The organism is Gordonia insulae, from assembly GCF_003855095.1.
In the GTDB taxonomy this organism is placed as follows: domain Bacteria; phylum Actinomycetota; class Actinomycetes; order Mycobacteriales; family Mycobacteriaceae; genus Gordonia; species Gordonia insulae.
Genome location: NZ_CP033972.1, coordinates 4,282,298 through 4,296,953 on the forward strand (window position 1 = coordinate 4,282,298; position 14,656 = coordinate 4,296,953).

Sequence of the window (14,656 nt, forward strand, 5' to 3'; positions counted from 1 at the left end):
GGGCCGGCGCGACCGTCTTCTTGGGTACGCTCACGTCGTGAGTCAGGCCACAGCGATGTCGCTCGAGTTCCCCGCCCGCGTGCAGCGGGCCCTGATGCGCGGGGCGGGTCACCTTCCGCCCGGGCTGCTGCGCTTCGTCGGTCAGTGGGGACGCGTGAACGCCGACGGGGACCGGTTGGCGCCGGAGATGGCGTTGACCGGCTGGGTGGCCGAGCGTCTGCCCGCCTTCGCGCTCGCCGGGAAGTCGGTGGAGCAGGCCCGCGCCGATGTGCGGGCGAACGCGTCCACGATGGCGGAGAAGCTGCCGCCGATGGCGGTCGAGGAGGATCTCGTCATCGACGGCCCCGGCGGTCCGATCCCGGCGACGCGATATCGGGCGGAGGTCGATTCGGCCGGCATCGTCGTGTTCTTCCACGGTGGTGGCTGGGTGGAGGGCGACCGCGTCAGCCACGACAACCTCGTGCGTCGTCTCGCGATCTCCACCGGCGCGGACATCGTGTCGGTGGATTACCGGTTGGCGCCCGAGCACCGATTCCCCGCCGCGGTGGACGACGCGCTGGCCGCCTGGCGTCACGCCGTCGCCACGGCACCTGCCTGGGGTGTGCCGACCGATCGCATCGCCGTCGCCGGGGACAGCGCGGGCGGCAACCTCGCGGCGGTGGTCGCCCAACAGGTCCGCGGCGACGACGTCACGCCGTGTCTGCAGATGCTCATCTATCCGGTCACCGATGCCTCGACGAAGCGGCCGTCGCGGCTCGAGTTCGCGACCGGGCTCTACCTGACCGACGAGCACATGGACTGGTTCCTGGACAACTACGTTCCCGACGTCGAACAGCGGACCGATCCGCGGGTGTCGCCGCTACTTGCCGACGACCTCGCCGGCCTCGCACCCGCCTATGTGATCGTCGCCGGCTTCGACCCGCTCCGCGACGAGGGCATCGCCTACGCCGACCGATTGAAGGAGGCGGACGTCCCGGTGACCCTCGACCGGGCGGGCAGTCTCATGCACGCCTTCGCGAACATGACCCTGATCAGCCCGGACGCCCGGGCGGCCGTCGATCGGATCGGTGCGGCGCTCGCCTTCGCCCTGCGCTGAGGCCGGCGTCGGCGGCATCGGCCGCGAACGTGGGGCGGCGAGGACACCCGCAGCGCAGCCCGCGATCACCGTGGCCGCGCCGAGGATCTCCAGCACGCCCGGGGTCTCGCCGAGCACCAGCCACGCGGCGGTGATCCCGACGACGGGTACCAGCAGCGACAGCGGCGCGACGCGGCTGGCCTCGTACCGGGACATCAGCATCGTCCAGAGTCCGGAACCCGCGACGGTGCCGAGGATCACGGTGTAGGCGAGTCCTGCGAGCGCCAGCGCTCCGGTGTGCGAACCGAGGGTCGTCAGCGATTCGATGCCGGCGGTCGGACCGTCGAACGCCAAGCTCATCAGCAGGAACGGGATCGGTGGGACCACCGACATCCAGAGGGTCATGCGGAGTGGATCACCCGGCCGTGCGGGCTGGACGCTCACCGCGAGTCTGCTACCGATGTTGCCGAAGGCCCAGCCCAGGCCGCCCAGGACGGTCAGGATCATCGGAATGATCGCCGCGACCCCGAGTGAACTGTGGGTGGCGCGATCGATCCCGATCAGGATCATGCCGATCACGGCCACCGCGATACCGATGACCTGGAGCGGGCTCATCCGTTCGCGCAAGAACAGCACACCGAGCAGCACCGTGAACGGGGCGGAGGTCTGGAGCACCAGCGACGCGAGTCCGGTCGGCATCCCGAGGTCCATCGCGAGGAAGAGGAACGAGAACTGCAGGACGCCGAAGCCGACCGCGTACAGCAGGAACCATCTGACTTGGACCCTGGGGAAGCGTACGAACAGCACCACCGGGATCGCCATCACCGAGAAACGGAGCGCGGCGCAGAAGAACGGCGGGAACTGATCGAGGCTGAATCGGATCGCGATGAAGTTCAGTCCCCACAGCACGACCACGCTCAGTCCGAGGAGCCGATCGCGAGTAGTCATGACGACCATCGTCGTGGCGGTTTTCGTACAGCACAATCGAAATAAATCGCATCAATGATGTAGCTGAACTACACAATCTCGGCGGTGCGGCCGACGTTGTCGTCGGCGGACCGGTGTCAGCGCCAGCCGAGCTCCGGTGCGACGTGCGTCAGGATCGACTCGATGACGTGCGCGTTGTACTCGACGCCCAGCTGGTTCGGCACCGTGAGCAGCAGGGTGTCGGCGGCGGCGATGGCCTCGTCCTCGCGGAGCTGCTCGATCAGCTTGTCCGGCTCGTCGGCGTAGCTGCGTCCGAACCGCGCGACGGTGTTGTCGATCACGCCGACCTGATCGTCCTCCGTTCCGCCCCGGCCGAAGTAGGCGCGGTCGCGGTCGTCGACGATCGCGAAGATGCTGCGGCTCACCGACACCCGCGGTTCACGGGCATGTCCTGCCTCTGCCCACGCGTCGCGGAAGCGCTGGATCTGCTCGGCCTGCAACTTGTGGAACGGCACCCCGGTGTCCTCGGTGAGCAAGGTGGAACTCATCAGGTTCATCCCCTGCTGCGCCGTCCATTCGGCGGTTGCGCGTGAACCCGCACCCCACCAGATGCGCTCCCGGAGACCGGGGGACCGGGGCTCGATGGGCAGTGGTCCGGGTGGATTCGGGAACATCGGACGCGGATTGGGCTGGGCGAATCCGCCGCCCTCGATGACCTGTAGGAACACATCCGCGTGCCGTCGGGCCATCTCGGCGTCCGATGAATCGTCCTCCGGCACATAGCCGAAGTACTTGTAGCCGTCGATGACCTGCTCCGGCGAGCCGCGGCTGATGCCGAGCTGCAAGCGCCCGCCCGAGATCAGGTCGGCGGCACCGGCATCCTCCGCCATGTACAGCGGGTTCTCGTAGCGCATGTCGATGACGCCGGTGCCGAGTTCGATGCGACTGGTCTTGGCGCCCGCGGCGGCCAGCAGCGGGAAGGGTGATGCCAGTTGCCGGGCGAAATGATGCACCCGGAAGTAGGCACCGTCGGCGCCGAGTTCCTCGGCGGCCACGGCCAGGTCGACGGACTGCAACAGCGCGTCCGATCCGGACCGGACCTGCGAGCCCGGCGCGTCCGACCAATGGCCGAACGACAGGAAACCGATCTTCTTCATACCGGGTTAAATGGAACTCGGGTCCGGTTAATTCCCGGGCATGGTCACACCAGGGCCGCGCGACCCTCCACGGCCGAACTCACCAGATTGCTCTTGGGGAGTGCGCTGCCCGAATCGAGCGCCGCCCGCCAGTCCGCGGTGGTCGCGACCGCGGCGAAGTTCGACTGCAGCAGCACCATCAGAGTCTGGTGCAGAGCTTCGGCGGACACCGTCCCGGCCTCGTTGGCGAGGTGGATCGCGCCGGTCGCATCCGACAGGATCTCGCTGGTCAGGCCGAGTCCCTCGGCCTCCACCGCGGTCGCGATGTCGCAGTTGTTGGCCATGAACCCGACGATGGTGATGGTGTCGACGTCGTGTCCGGCGAGCCAGGCGGCGACCTCGGTGCCGGCGAACACCGACCCGAACTGCTTGCGCACGTACTCAGCGGAGGTCGGGGCGGCCTCGACGATCGCCGGGTGCAGTTGCCACCCGGCGGTTCCCTCGGCGAACACCGGCGTCCCGTCGGGGTAGGTGTGCTGGACCACGGCGACCGGGATGCCCGCCGATGTCGCGGCGTCGAGCGCGGTCACGATGTTCGCGAGCGCGTCGTCGCGCGGCGGGTACTGGATCTGCAGCGGCCCGTCGAAATACTCCTGCTGGACGTCGACGACGATCAGTGCGCGGCGTGGTGTGGTCATGCTCGGTCTCCTCGGGTGTGCGGAACGGGTATGGCCAAGCCTGCGCCGGTGTGGTTCCGTTGGGGAGTGGCCCGCAGGCGTACCTGCGATGAGATCGGGCCACATTCGGTGCTCGAGGTGCCCACCGCTGACGGAGGATCATGCGTACCGCCATTCATGTCTTCGACGATGCCTCGCTCTTTCACGTAGCCGCCCCGCAGATGGTGTTCGGTGAGGTGGCGCGACTCGGTCTCGCCGAGGACTGGACCACGGCGCTGTGGTCGCTCGACGGCGGTGCGGTACGCACCGCCGAGGGCAACACGCTGTCGGACATCGCGGGCCCGTCGGCGACCGACGACGCCGACATCGTGGTCATCCCCACCTGGCCGGCCGAGTTGCCGCCGATCAGCGACGACCTCCGGACGGTGATCCGCGATGCGCACGCGCGAGGCGCGGTCATCGTCGGTCTGTGCCTGGGCGCGGTGGCCGTCGCGGACACCGGTCTCATCGCCGGTCGGTCCGCGGTCACCCACTGGCAGTGGATGTCCCGCCTAGCCCGACGTGATCCGAGCCTGCAGATGGACTCATCGGTGCTCTACATCGACCACGGCGATGTGATCACGTCGGCCGGTACGGCGGCGTCCATCGACGCCTGTCTGCACATCGTCCGGCGGTTCCTCGGTGCATCGACCGCCAATCGGGTGGCGCGCAGTCTGGTCGTTGCGCCGCATCGCGACGGCGGGCAGGCACAGTACATCGAACGACCCGTCGCCGATCATCCCGCCGGTGACCCGGTCTCGGAGGTGTGTGCCTGGGCGTTGGCGCACCTCGACCACGACCTCTCGGTCGACGAACTCGCCGTGCGGGCGCGGATGAGCCGTCGGAGCTTTGTCCGGAACTTCCGGGGAGCGACGGGGGTGTCGCCGGCGAAATGGGTTCTGGAACAACGTCTCGGCGAGGTCCGCGTGCTGCTCGAGCGGACATCCTGGGGCATGGATCGCATCGCGCACGCCTGCGGATTCGGCAGTGCGGTGACGATGCGGCAGAACTTCGTGAAGGAGTACGCGACCACGCCGTCGGCATACCGCGCGTCCTTCGGGGTCGGGGTCGCCGCGACGTCCCCCGCGTGAGACGGGATCTCGCCCGGTGACGATGTAGCCCATCTACATCGTTGTCACCCTTCGATAGAGTTCGTCCTCATGGATGTGAAGCGTCTGCGGTTGCTGCGCGAGTTCGCCGACCGCGGATCGGTCGGCGCGGTCGCCGATGCCATGCACATGACGCCATCGGCGGTGTCGCAGCAGCTCAAGGTGCTCGCCCGGGAGTCCGGCGTCGAACTCCTCGAGCAGGATGGCCGTCGCATCCGACTCACCGACGCGGGGCGGGCACTGGTGCTGCGTGCCGACGAGGTCATCGCCGCCGTGGATCGGGCGCAGGAGGAGATGGACGGCTATCGGTCCGGCCATCCCTCGGTGCGCCTGGCGATGTTCCCCTCCGGTGCCGCACTGCTGCTGCCCGGTGTGCTCGATCGGGCCGTACGGTCGGGAATCGACGTCCACGCTTCCGAACTCGACGTCGGCTACCCGGATGCGGCGCCGGCCCTCGCCGATTTCGACATCGTGGTGACTCATCGGGACGAGCGAACCGCGCCGGTGCGGGTGCCGCGCGTGGAGGTGACCGAACTCATGCGTGAGCCGGTCGACGTGGTGGTGGCGCGGGATTCGGCGCTGGCGGCACGCGACACCGTGGAGGTCCGGGAACTGGCCGAGCACGACTGGATCAGCGTGGAGGGTGGATTCCCGGTCGATGATGTGCTGCTGTCGATCTCGGCGGTGACCGGTGTCGCGGCCCGGGTCACGCAACGCATGCTCGATTTCTCGACGATCCAGGCCATCGTCGCCGCCGACCACGGGATCGCGCTGATCCCGCGGTTCGCGGTCCGCCACCCGGGTGTGAAACGGCTGGAGCTCAGAGGCGTTCGCGCGGCACGCGTCTATGAGGCGCTGACGCGACCACAATCACGAAACGCCATCACCCGCGTCGTGGGGGACCTGGTCGACGCGGCGGCGACAGTCCTACGCTCCTGAGTACCCGTACCTTGTACCGGCAGAAGGCGTGCAGGTCGTCGCGGTGCTGTGACGGAACGCGTGAAAGGAGCTCCGGCCGTTCCAGTTCCGACAGGATGCGGCGATAGAAGGTCGCGGGGGCAGTACCGAACTCGACGAAGATCTGGTCGTCGGCGCCGCCGAAGGGCATCCATGCCACCGCGTGGTCGATCATGTCGGACAAGTACCTGTCCGACGATTCCGGTGCCATCGATCGCGCCGGTTGCGCTGTGCCGGATTCACCGATGCTCATGCCGGGCTCCACCGTCGCAGTCCCAATGACCCGAAACCGACGACGTAGATCAGTGTCCACAGGACCAGCCAGTCGACGAATCCGAGTGCGTTGCCGCTGATGCCGGCCGCAACCGAGGGCTCGTGCAGGATGTGCTCGGCCGCGAAACGGTAGTAGAACAAGAATGTGCCGATGGCGAGTGCAAACGTGAGCACCGCGCGGACCGCTGGGCCGAATCGATTCCCGAAACCATTGGCCCAGAAGATCATCCAGAACGCCCAGCACACCCCGATCTGGGCCGGGAACTGGTTGATCACGCCACCGATCTCGGCGGGCGCGGTCGATCCGATCAGGATCCTGGCAAGTGGCAGCATCGCGAAGTAGATCGCGGTACCGAGGACGACGTTGCCGACTGTCGCGGCAAGGGCGGTACGTCCACCGCCGCCGAACATCCGCCACGGCCAGTTGTCCAGCGTCTGGCCGGTGAGGATGACCGCGACGACCATCGAATAGAACCAGCCGAGCACGGTGTCGACCGTCATCAAGGAGTGTGTTGCCGTGAGCGACACCGACGGCAGTCCGAACACGAAGTACAACGCAAGCGTCGGTACCGCCACGAAGGCGATCTCACACAACCCGACGAGGGGTTGCGTCAACTTCAACGCCGTCCACGGCCAGTGTTGCCAGTTCAGGACCACCATGACCCAGGTGGCGAAGCCGAAGAGCACGAACAACGCACCGGCGAAGTAGCCGAGGCCGCCCTCTCGCGAACCGGCGAAGTCGGGGTAGATGGACCCGAGGCCGCTGCCGAGCAACCAGGTGACCGCGACGGCGAACACGGCCGTCGAGGCCAGGATCGCGATGCCGCGCATCGGTTGTGCCAGTTTGTCGAATCCGGCGAACTCGCAGTTGAAACCGATGAACACGACGAACAGGATCGCCCAGAAGAGCGCGGCGTTGAACGGTAGCGGATAGAAGCTCCATGGACTGGTCGTGGGGTCCGCCAGCAGATACCAGGTGGCCAGCGAGAGTGCCACGACCACGACGAGGTTCGCGAGCCCGACGGCGAGCCATCGGCCACTCCGCGTGGCCGGCGGCGAAACATCTTGGAGCGCGGTCGGTTCCACGCCTGCGGTGGCGGTCATGGGCAATCTCCTCCGGTCGGGTCGATGGGGCGCTGTAACTATGGTCTGGATCACATCCGGCCGTCAGGGTTGCGGAGGGTTGCATCCTTCGGCGACAGGGTTGCAACGGATTGCAACCCTGTCGGATGTGCTCCGGGTCACATAGACATGGCGTATCGGCACGACGCCGAGGAATCAGGAGCAAAGACCATGTGTGCAACTGCGTACCGTCCGACCACCAGAAACTGTGGGATCGATCCGTCGGAGGTGCGCGCATGAGCGTCGCACTCGTCACCGGCGGTGGGCAGGGGATCGGGCGCGGGATCGCGCTGCGGCTGGCAAGGGACGGACACGACATCGCCCTGGTCGACGTCAACGAGGCGGGTATCGAGTCGGTGGCCGCGGAGGTCCGCGAGATCGGCACCAAGGCAACGGCCTTCGTCGCCGACGTGAGCGATCGGGACCAGGTGTTCGCCGCGGTCGATCACGCGGCGGAGGCGCTCGGCGGATTCGACGTGATGATCAACAACGCCGGCATCGCCCAGGTGGCCCCGATCGACGATGTCCGACCCGACGACGTCCAGAAGATCTGGGCGGTCAACGTCGACGGGGTGCTCTGGGGAATCCAGGCTGCCGCAGCGAAGTTCACGTCGGCGGGCCGGCCGGGCAAGATCATCAACGCATCGTCCATCGCCGGACACGATGGCTTCGCCATGCTGGGCGTGTACAGCGCGACGAAATTCGCCGTCCGCGCGTTGACCCAGGCCGCCGCGAAAGAGTATGCAGCCCGGGGGATCACGGTGAATGCCTACTGTCCGGGAGTGGTCGGCACCGACATGTGGGTCAGCATCGACAAACGCTTCGCAGAGCTCACCGGTGCCGGCGAGGGCGAGACCTACGACAAGTTCGTCGGCGGCATCGCGCTGGGTCGTGCGCAGACGCCCGACGACGTTGCCGCGTTCGTCTCATACCTCGCGGGCCCGGACTCCGATTACATGACGGGGCAGGCGGTCCTGATCGACGGAGGGCTGGTCTTCCGCTGATACCGGTCCGGGGTGTTCACTCCCGCGTCGGGATCACCACGCCGGCCTCATCGAGTGCCTGTTTCACGAGAGCCTGGAGAACCCACGCGAAAGTGTCTGGTGCCCGGTGTGTTCCGCTCTCGTATCCGACCAGGAGGTACATCGCCGCGGTCGCATAGCGGTCGGCGACCTCGCGGTCACCGAACACCGCGAAGTAGCTGTCGGAGATGAAGCGATGCCGCTCCTCGTCGGCCTCGATCTGCACGACCCGCACGTCCGCGTCGTGCTCGGCCCACACGCGGATCGCCGCCTCGGAATCGTGCGGAAGACGCAGGGCGATGTCGATCAGGAACTGCAGCCGTTCGACGGGATCGGTGACCGCGGAGGCCTCGGCGATGGGACGATCGCTCTCCTCCTCGCGCCAGTAGCGGATGAGCGCGGTCGTGTACTCACCCCAACTCGCGAAGGCGTGATAGAAGGAGCCGGTGGTGGCGCCGACGGTGGCACACACCGTCGCCAACTTGAGCCCCGCATGCCCCTTCTCTGCGAGCACCTGGAGTCCGGCCTCCAGGTATCGCTCCTTGGCCGTGCGGGAGGCCGTGGTGCGCTTCTTCGCGGGCGGGGTCACCTGTTCATAGTAGGTTGTGACCCCTTGCACAAGAACATAAGTAGACTTATGCTGACCTCCTACTCGCCGAGGAGGGTGACGTGCGCAAGCCGAACCGTAATGCCGGGCTCGATCCGGAGACCCACTACCCGGAGATCTACCGGAACCTGGCGACCTATGAGTTCCCCTGGGACATCAACCAGGCGCTGAGTTTCGCGTTGTTCCGGACGTATGCGGTGCCGACCATCGGTCGACTCCTCGACGACACGGGCGCGTTCACCGAGGCCACGCAGAAGCGGTACGACGACACCGCCATCCTGCTCGAGACCCCCCTCGTCGACGGAATCGACAGCGCCAGCGGCAAGGCCGCCATCCGCCGGATCAACCAGATGCACAAGATGTACGACATCTCCAACGAGGACTTCGTCTACGTGTTGTCGACGTTCGTCGTGGTGCCGGTCCGATGGCTTGCCGACTACGGATGGCGTCCGCTGGCCGACAACGAACTCGTGGCCATCGTCCGTTACTACCAGGACCTCGGGCGGCACATGGCCATCAAGGACATCCCGGAGACCTACGACGAGTTCGCGACGCTGATGGACAGCTACGAGGCGGCGAACTTCGCCTTCGATCCGGGGTCCCGCCGGGTGGCCGACGCGACGCTCGACCTGCTCGCCTCGTTCTACCCGGGTTTCGCCAAGCGGGGCGTCGACGTGTTCAGTCGCGCACTGATGGACGAGCCGCTGATCAACGCCTTCAAGCTCGACGATCCGGGACCCGTGGCCCGTACGATCTCGAGCGGCGCCCTCAAGGCGCGCGCTCGTCTGCTCGCCGTGTTGCCGCCTCGGCGCAAACCGGCGCTTGTACAGAACATGCCCCGGATCCGTTCCTATCCCGACGGTTTCGACATCGAACGGATGGGTACGTTCGCCGGTGGTTGCCCGGTGCACCACGTGACTGACGCCCAAGAACCGACGACGGCGACGTCGGTCGCTCCGAGCTGATCCCGCGCGGGAACCGGTTCGGCTACGAGGCAGACTTCGCGCGCGTGCGCGGCGCTGACTTCTTGGCGGGTGCCTTGGTGGCGCGGGTTCGCTTCGCGGGCTTGGACGTCTGCTTCTGCTCGTCGATCAGTCGGCTGGTGTGGTCGAGGATGCAGGTGAGTCCGTACTCGAAGATCTGCTCATCGGGCGCGCCACCGACGCGTCCCTTGCTCGCGGCCTCGGCGAGCAACGGGGTCTGCGCGGTCGTGATGATCAGGTTCCCGTGGTGGGCCTGCGCGCCGGCGTCCTCGGCCTTGTTCTTGTCGTAGAGGCGCTCGAGCACCACCGAACCCCGCACATGGAGTTGCACGGCCGAGTAACTGTCATACGCGTCCTCGAGTGAGAGGCCTTCTCGCATGAGGTCCTCCAGCGCGTGCTCGATCTCCGACGCGCCGAGTTGGGCGTTGCGCGGCCCGCGGGAGGAACGGATGAGGATGAGGTCGCAGAGGATCGGGTTCGTCAGGAAGGCACCGCGCATCGCGTGCGCGTGTTCGTAGAGTCGCTCACGCCAGTCGTCACTCGAGTACGTCAGTGCCGTGGCGAGGTTGTAGCGCTCGATGGCCCGGTCGGTCATCGCGCTGAGCAGGTCGTCCTTCTTGCGGAAGTACCAGTAGATGCTGGTGACTCCGACGCCGAGATGCCGGCCGAGCACCGGCATGCTGAGATTGTCGACACCGACCTCTTCGGCCAATTCGAAGGCGCCGTTGATGATCTCCTCGGGATCGATCGAACCGCGTTCGCGCCGCTCACGCTTCGGGGGATTCTCCTTGCGCGGCATGCTCGACCAACCTTCCTCACCGGTATGGGTGCGCGACCCCCGGACAGCCGCAACGCGGTCACCGTATCGCATCCGGAGTCGCCCATGCGGTATGCCCAACTGTAGCCATGCCGCGACGTCAGCCGGGGGAAGGGACGAATCGTCCCGGTCAGTACGCCATGAACAGGATCTCGTCCCGGCTGTACTCGTGGTCGGGGTGGTTTTCTGCCAGGTGCTCCTGGACCTTCTGCACGAGTTCGTCCTCGTCGGCGCCCTTCATCTGGTCACCGCAGGGGCAGGTCAACCTCGTCTTCATCGGCGCGCACTCCTCGTCGTCGGTACGTGGACGTCGGTCCCGGTCACCGATCGAGGGTACCGCCGCGGTGCGGCAGCCGGAAGGACTCGGGTCGCGTCGGGGCACACCCGCGCGGACGATCACCGGACGGCGTCGAACTCCACATCGGCGAATTTCACGTCGGCGAATGTCGCATCGGTGTCGTCGATGCGTACGGGCACGCGGTGGGCGTCGGCACGCGCGATGATCCCGATCAGGGTCCCGACTCCGACGGTGGCGAGGGTGAGCACCGCCACCAGGGCAAAGACGTAGGTCATCTGTAATGTATCCATGTCATTCCATTGTCCGGACGGAGGCACCCGTTGGCACGTCAACCGCAGGTGAACGTCGGCAGCCTCACAGTCGACGCGGTGATGTGATCCAGTGTCGACATCGTTGCGGCCCGGCCGGTCCGCCATCGTTCGCGGCCTCGTGGCAGGGGCCCTCGCGGCAACTCTGATCGCAGTATCCGCACTGGTCAGTGCGCCTGCGTCGGCAGGTTCACAGCAAACCGGACTGGCGACGGCGGTCTCCCAGATCGGTGGCGAATGGGGCGGCCTGACGGGCGTCTATCGCATCTCGTACCGAACCATAGACGCCCGTGGTGAGGACGTCGCGGCCTCCGGCATCGTGCGTCTGCCCAGCGGGCCCCGCCCGCCCGGCGGGTGGCGGATCGTCTCGTGGGCCCACGGCACATCGGGACTCGGTCCCGACTGCGGGCTGACCGGTTCCGCGGACCTGATCCGGGGGACCGCACCGGCGATCGCCGCGCTGAACCGTGCGGGCTACGCGGTGGTCGCAACCGATTACATCGGGCTGGGTCCGGGTTCGACGACCCCGCACCCCTATCTGCAGACGTGGTCGGAGGCCACCGCCGTGGTCGACATCGTGCGCGCGGCGCGGTCGGTGTTCGCCGGGCTGTCCCGCACGTGGGCGGTCGGCGGATCGTCGCAGGGCGGGCACGCAGCGCTCGGGGCCGGGCACATCGCCGCGCAGTACGCGCCCGACCTCGATTTCCGCGGTACCGCGGCCCTCGCGCCGGCCTCGAACTTCGAGAGCATCATCCCCCTCATGCGGCCGGGTATCCCGGCGCTGCCCAAGGGTATGTCCGGGCCGTTCGCCGCCATCCTGGCCGGCATGTCCGCCAACCAGGACGACGTCGACGTCGAGGCGTACCTGTCACCACTCGGCAAGCGGGTGGTCGACGAGGTCTCGCGTTCCTGCGGGCCGCAGTGGGAGGGCATCCTCGCCGGCGCCCGACCCGACAGCCTGCTGTCCAAACCGCTCGGCGACAATGCTTTCCGGTCCGCGCTGCGCGACTACATGAGTGTGCCGACCGCCGACTACGGGCGGCCCATCCTGGTCGTGCACGGGTTTCGCGACACCACCGTGCCGATCCCGCTCACCTACCGTCTGCTGGCCGGATTCCGTTCGGCAGGAACCGGTTACGAGTTCGAGACGATCAACGCGAACCACACCGATCTGCGAGCAAAGGGTGGCATGGACGACGCGGTGACGTTCTTCGAACGGGTCATGCCGGCGCAGTGAGCGCCGCTCTCACGCGAGCGCTTTGGCCTTGAGCGCCGCGAACTCCTGCTCGGTGATGGTGCCGCTGTCCAGCAGGGACTTGGCATCGGCGATCTGGTCCGCGGAGGATTTGCCCGCGACCGATTTGATGTAGTCGTCGGTCTGTTGCTGCGCCTCCGATCGCGCCTCGGCCGCGCGACGGGACATGCCGTGGCCGCGTGCGATCAGGTAGATCAATGCCGTTATCCAGGGCACGAAGATCAGGAACACGATCCACACCGCCTTCCACCATCCGGACAGCGCCCGGTCGCGGAACAGGTCGGAGATGACCCAGAACAGGATCATCAGATAGGCCAGGAACGAGAAGATCACCAGGGTGTACCAGATGAAGTCCCAGAATGAATCCCACATGTACGTCTCCTCGGGTGCTGCGGCACCATCGGTCGGTGCGCATGTTCGGTGTCCGGTCACATCATGCGTGTGGCCGGGTGCGGCGCGGATCATCCGGATCGGGTGACTTGCGCCGCGACGCCGCGACATTCATACCGTCCGGATGATGCTCCCGGCGAGGCCCGGTGACACTGTCATAGGCATGGAGACCGGAGTCGTGACCGACGGTGACGGGACGCGTGCCGCGGCCCGATACCCCTATCGGACCCATGTCGATCGTCTGGAGACCGGGCGCGCGGCCCGCAACCGGGTGTCGCCGGCCGACCTCGGTGAATTACCCGACGGACTGCTCGCCGGTACATCCGATCGCGATGCGACCGGATTGTTGCTGCAACAGGCCCACTCGCGTGTCGCCGACCTGGTGCCGATCCGCCACGGACGGATGGCACGGACGCCGTTCACGTTCTACCGTGGCGCCGCGTTGGTGATGGCCGATGACCTGTCCCGGTCCCCGCACAGCGGGTTGACCGTCCAACTGTGTGGTGACGCGCATCTGAGCAACTTCGGTTTCTTCGCGAGCCCGGAGCGACGACTGGTCTTCGACGTCAACGATTTCGACGAGACCTATCCGGGCCCCTTCGAGTGGGACGTCAAACGCCTCGCGGCGAGTCTCGCGGTGGCCGCATTCGACAACGGATTCGACCGCAAGGAGGCGAAGAAGGTCGCCCGGGCGTGTGCCCGTGAGTATCGGGAAACCATGGGGAACCAGGCCGGTCTGGGTACCTTGGCGAGCTGGTACACGCACGCCGAGCCGACCGACAAACTCGACGAGATGCGGCGCATCGTCGACGCCCCGACCTCCGACAGCATCCGCCGGCAGATCAAGAAGGCCTGGCGTCGCGACAGTCTGCAGGCGTTGTCCAAGCTGACCACGGTGGTCGACGGTGAACTCCAGTTCATCAGTACGCCACCGCTGATCGTGCCCGTCGAGGAACTCGCGGTGGACCGGGACGTCTCGGCGATCTACGGCGAACTGCTCGAGCGACTGCCGGCGTTCCGCGCCACGATGTCCCCGCACCACCGCGTGCTGCTCGACAAGTTCGAGTTCCTGCGTATGGCGCGCAAGGTGGTCGGTGTGGGCAGCGTCGGCACGCAGGCGTGGGTTCTGCTCTTCCGTGGCAAGGACAACGGCGACCCGTTGTTGTTGCAGGCGAAGGAGGCCCAGGAGTCGGTGCTGGCCCGCTACCTCGACGGTCCCGAGTACGCGGACCAGGGGGAGCGGGTGGTCAACGGGCAGCGACTCACCCAGGCGGTCAGCGACGTGTTCCTCGGATGGAACTCCGGGCCCGGTTTCGACGGGATCAGGCGCGACTTCTACCTCCGGCAGTTGCGCGACGGCAAGGGGTCGGTGCTGATCGAGGCGCTCGATGCGGCCGCGTTGTCCGCGTACGGCCGCGTGTGCGGACGCGTGCTGGCCTACGGCCACGCCCGGTCCGGCGACGCCGTGTCGATCAGCGAGTATCTCGGGACGGCCGACGAGTTCGACCGCGCCATGGGACGATTCGCGGTGTCGTATGCCGAACGCAACCTCGCCGACCACACCGAGTTCGTCGCGGCGATCGACCGCGGCGCGGTCGCCGCGGTCGACGACTATTAGGTAGCCGACTACCAGGTAGCCACCCGCCAGCCGACCGACCCAC

At 67.0% G+C, this 14,656-nt stretch carries 15 protein-coding genes and 1 pseudogene; 7 read left to right on the plus strand and 9 right to left on the minus strand.

Going from position 1 to position 14,656, the window contains the following annotated elements:
* Positions 1 to 37: 37 nt before the first annotated feature.
* Positions 38 to 1,096, plus strand: coding sequence for an alpha/beta hydrolase (locus D7316_RS27520; protein ID WP_124709729.1), 1,059 nt, complete (start codon positions 38 to 40; stop codon positions 1,094 to 1,096).
* Between the two features lie 111 nt (positions 1,097 to 1,207).
* On the opposite strand, the pseudogene D7316_RS19505 reads toward D7316_RS27520, so the two are convergent.
* From D7316_RS19505 to D7316_RS19515, 3 genes and pseudogenes are all read right to left on the minus strand, one after another.
* A pseudogene (locus tag D7316_RS19505) lies at positions 1,208 to 2,032 on the minus strand (EamA family transporter); the annotation flags it as partial.
* Positions 2,033 to 2,139: 107 nt separating this feature from the next.
* A complete protein-coding gene (locus D7316_RS19510; RefSeq protein ID WP_124709730.1) occupies positions 2,140 to 3,159 on the minus strand; it encodes an LLM class flavin-dependent oxidoreductase in 1,020 nt (339 codons plus the stop codon).
* A gap of 44 nt (positions 3,160 to 3,203) precedes the next feature.
* Positions 3,204 to 3,836 (minus strand): isochorismatase family protein, encoded by a 633-nt coding sequence (locus tag D7316_RS19515; protein WP_124709731.1) that lies wholly within the window; start codon positions 3,834 to 3,836, stop codon positions 3,204 to 3,206.
* 140 nt (positions 3,837 to 3,976) lie between these two features.
* Here D7316_RS19515 and D7316_RS19520 point away from each other — a divergent pair, with 140 nt between their 5' ends.
* Together D7316_RS19520 and D7316_RS19525 are read left to right on the plus strand one after the other, a co-directional pair.
* Positions 3,977 to 4,945 carry a GlxA family transcriptional regulator gene (locus tag D7316_RS19520; RefSeq protein ID WP_124709732.1) on the plus strand — a complete coding sequence of 323 codons (969 nt, stop codon included), beginning with the start codon at positions 3,977 to 3,979 and terminating at the stop codon, positions 4,943 to 4,945.
* A gap of 69 nt (positions 4,946 to 5,014) precedes the next feature.
* Positions 5,015 to 5,902: a LysR family transcriptional regulator gene (locus D7316_RS19525; RefSeq protein ID WP_124709733.1), complete on the plus strand. Its 888-nt coding sequence runs from the start codon at positions 5,015 to 5,017 to the stop codon at positions 5,900 to 5,902.
* A gap of 267 nt (positions 5,903 to 6,169) precedes the next feature.
* On the opposite strand, the gene D7316_RS19530 is transcribed toward D7316_RS19525, so the two are convergent.
* On the minus strand, positions 6,170 to 7,297 hold the full coding sequence (locus D7316_RS19530; protein WP_232016984.1) for a hypothetical protein: 1,128 nt from the start codon (positions 7,295 to 7,297) through the stop codon (positions 6,170 to 6,172).
* A gap of 254 nt (positions 7,298 to 7,551) precedes the next feature.
* On the opposite strand from D7316_RS19530, the gene D7316_RS19535 reads away from it, so the two are divergent.
* Positions 7,552 to 8,319, plus strand: a complete 768-nt coding sequence (locus tag D7316_RS19535; protein WP_124709734.1) for an acetoin reductase — start codon at positions 7,552 to 7,554, stop codon at positions 8,317 to 8,319.
* 16 nt (positions 8,320 to 8,335) lie between these two features.
* On the opposite strand, the gene D7316_RS19540 is transcribed toward D7316_RS19535, so the two are convergent.
* Entirely contained in the window at positions 8,336 to 8,926 is a 591-nt protein-coding gene (locus D7316_RS19540) for a TetR/AcrR family transcriptional regulator (RefSeq protein ID WP_124709735.1), read from the minus strand.
* Between the two features lie 80 nt (positions 8,927 to 9,006).
* Between D7316_RS19540 and D7316_RS19545 the strand changes: the two genes are divergently transcribed.
* Positions 9,007 to 9,909, plus strand: coding sequence for an oxygenase MpaB family protein (locus D7316_RS19545; protein ID WP_124709736.1), 903 nt, complete (start codon positions 9,007 to 9,009; stop codon positions 9,907 to 9,909).
* Between the two features lie 22 nt (positions 9,910 to 9,931).
* Here the strand turns inward: D7316_RS19545 and D7316_RS19550 are convergent, their stop codons facing one another.
* The 3 genes from D7316_RS19550 to D7316_RS19560 all read right to left on the minus strand — a co-directional run bounded on the left by D7316_RS19550 (position 9,932) and on the right by D7316_RS19560 (position 11,332).
* A complete protein-coding gene (locus D7316_RS19550; protein WP_124709737.1) occupies positions 9,932 to 10,726 on the minus strand; it encodes a TetR/AcrR family transcriptional regulator in 795 nt (264 codons plus the stop codon).
* A gap of 148 nt (positions 10,727 to 10,874) precedes the next feature.
* Positions 10,875 to 11,021, minus strand: coding sequence for a DUF1059 domain-containing protein (locus D7316_RS19555; RefSeq protein ID WP_124709738.1), 147 nt, complete (start codon positions 11,019 to 11,021; stop codon positions 10,875 to 10,877).
* Between the two features lie 119 nt (positions 11,022 to 11,140).
* Positions 11,141 to 11,332 carry a hypothetical protein gene (locus D7316_RS19560; RefSeq protein ID WP_124709739.1) on the minus strand — a complete coding sequence of 64 codons (192 nt, stop codon included), beginning with the start codon at positions 11,330 to 11,332 and terminating at the stop codon, positions 11,141 to 11,143.
* 91 nt (positions 11,333 to 11,423) lie between these two features.
* Here D7316_RS19560 and D7316_RS19565 point away from each other — a divergent pair, with 91 nt between their 5' ends.
* Positions 11,424 to 12,587 carry an alpha/beta fold hydrolase gene (locus D7316_RS19565; RefSeq protein WP_232016985.1) on the plus strand — a complete coding sequence of 388 codons (1,164 nt, stop codon included), beginning with the start codon at positions 11,424 to 11,426 and terminating at the stop codon, positions 12,585 to 12,587.
* Positions 12,588 to 12,596: 9 nt separating this feature from the next.
* Here the strand turns inward: D7316_RS19565 and D7316_RS19570 are convergent, their stop codons facing one another.
* Positions 12,597 to 12,977 (minus strand): SHOCT domain-containing protein, encoded by a 381-nt coding sequence (locus D7316_RS19570; RefSeq protein WP_124709740.1) that lies wholly within the window; start codon positions 12,975 to 12,977, stop codon positions 12,597 to 12,599.
* 181 nt (positions 12,978 to 13,158) lie between these two features.
* Between D7316_RS19570 and D7316_RS19575 the strand changes: the two genes are divergently transcribed.
* On the plus strand, positions 13,159 to 14,613 hold the full coding sequence (locus tag D7316_RS19575; RefSeq protein ID WP_124709741.1) for a DUF2252 domain-containing protein: 1,455 nt from the start codon (positions 13,159 to 13,161) through the stop codon (positions 14,611 to 14,613).
* The last annotated feature ends 43 nt before the right edge of the window (positions 14,614 to 14,656 follow it).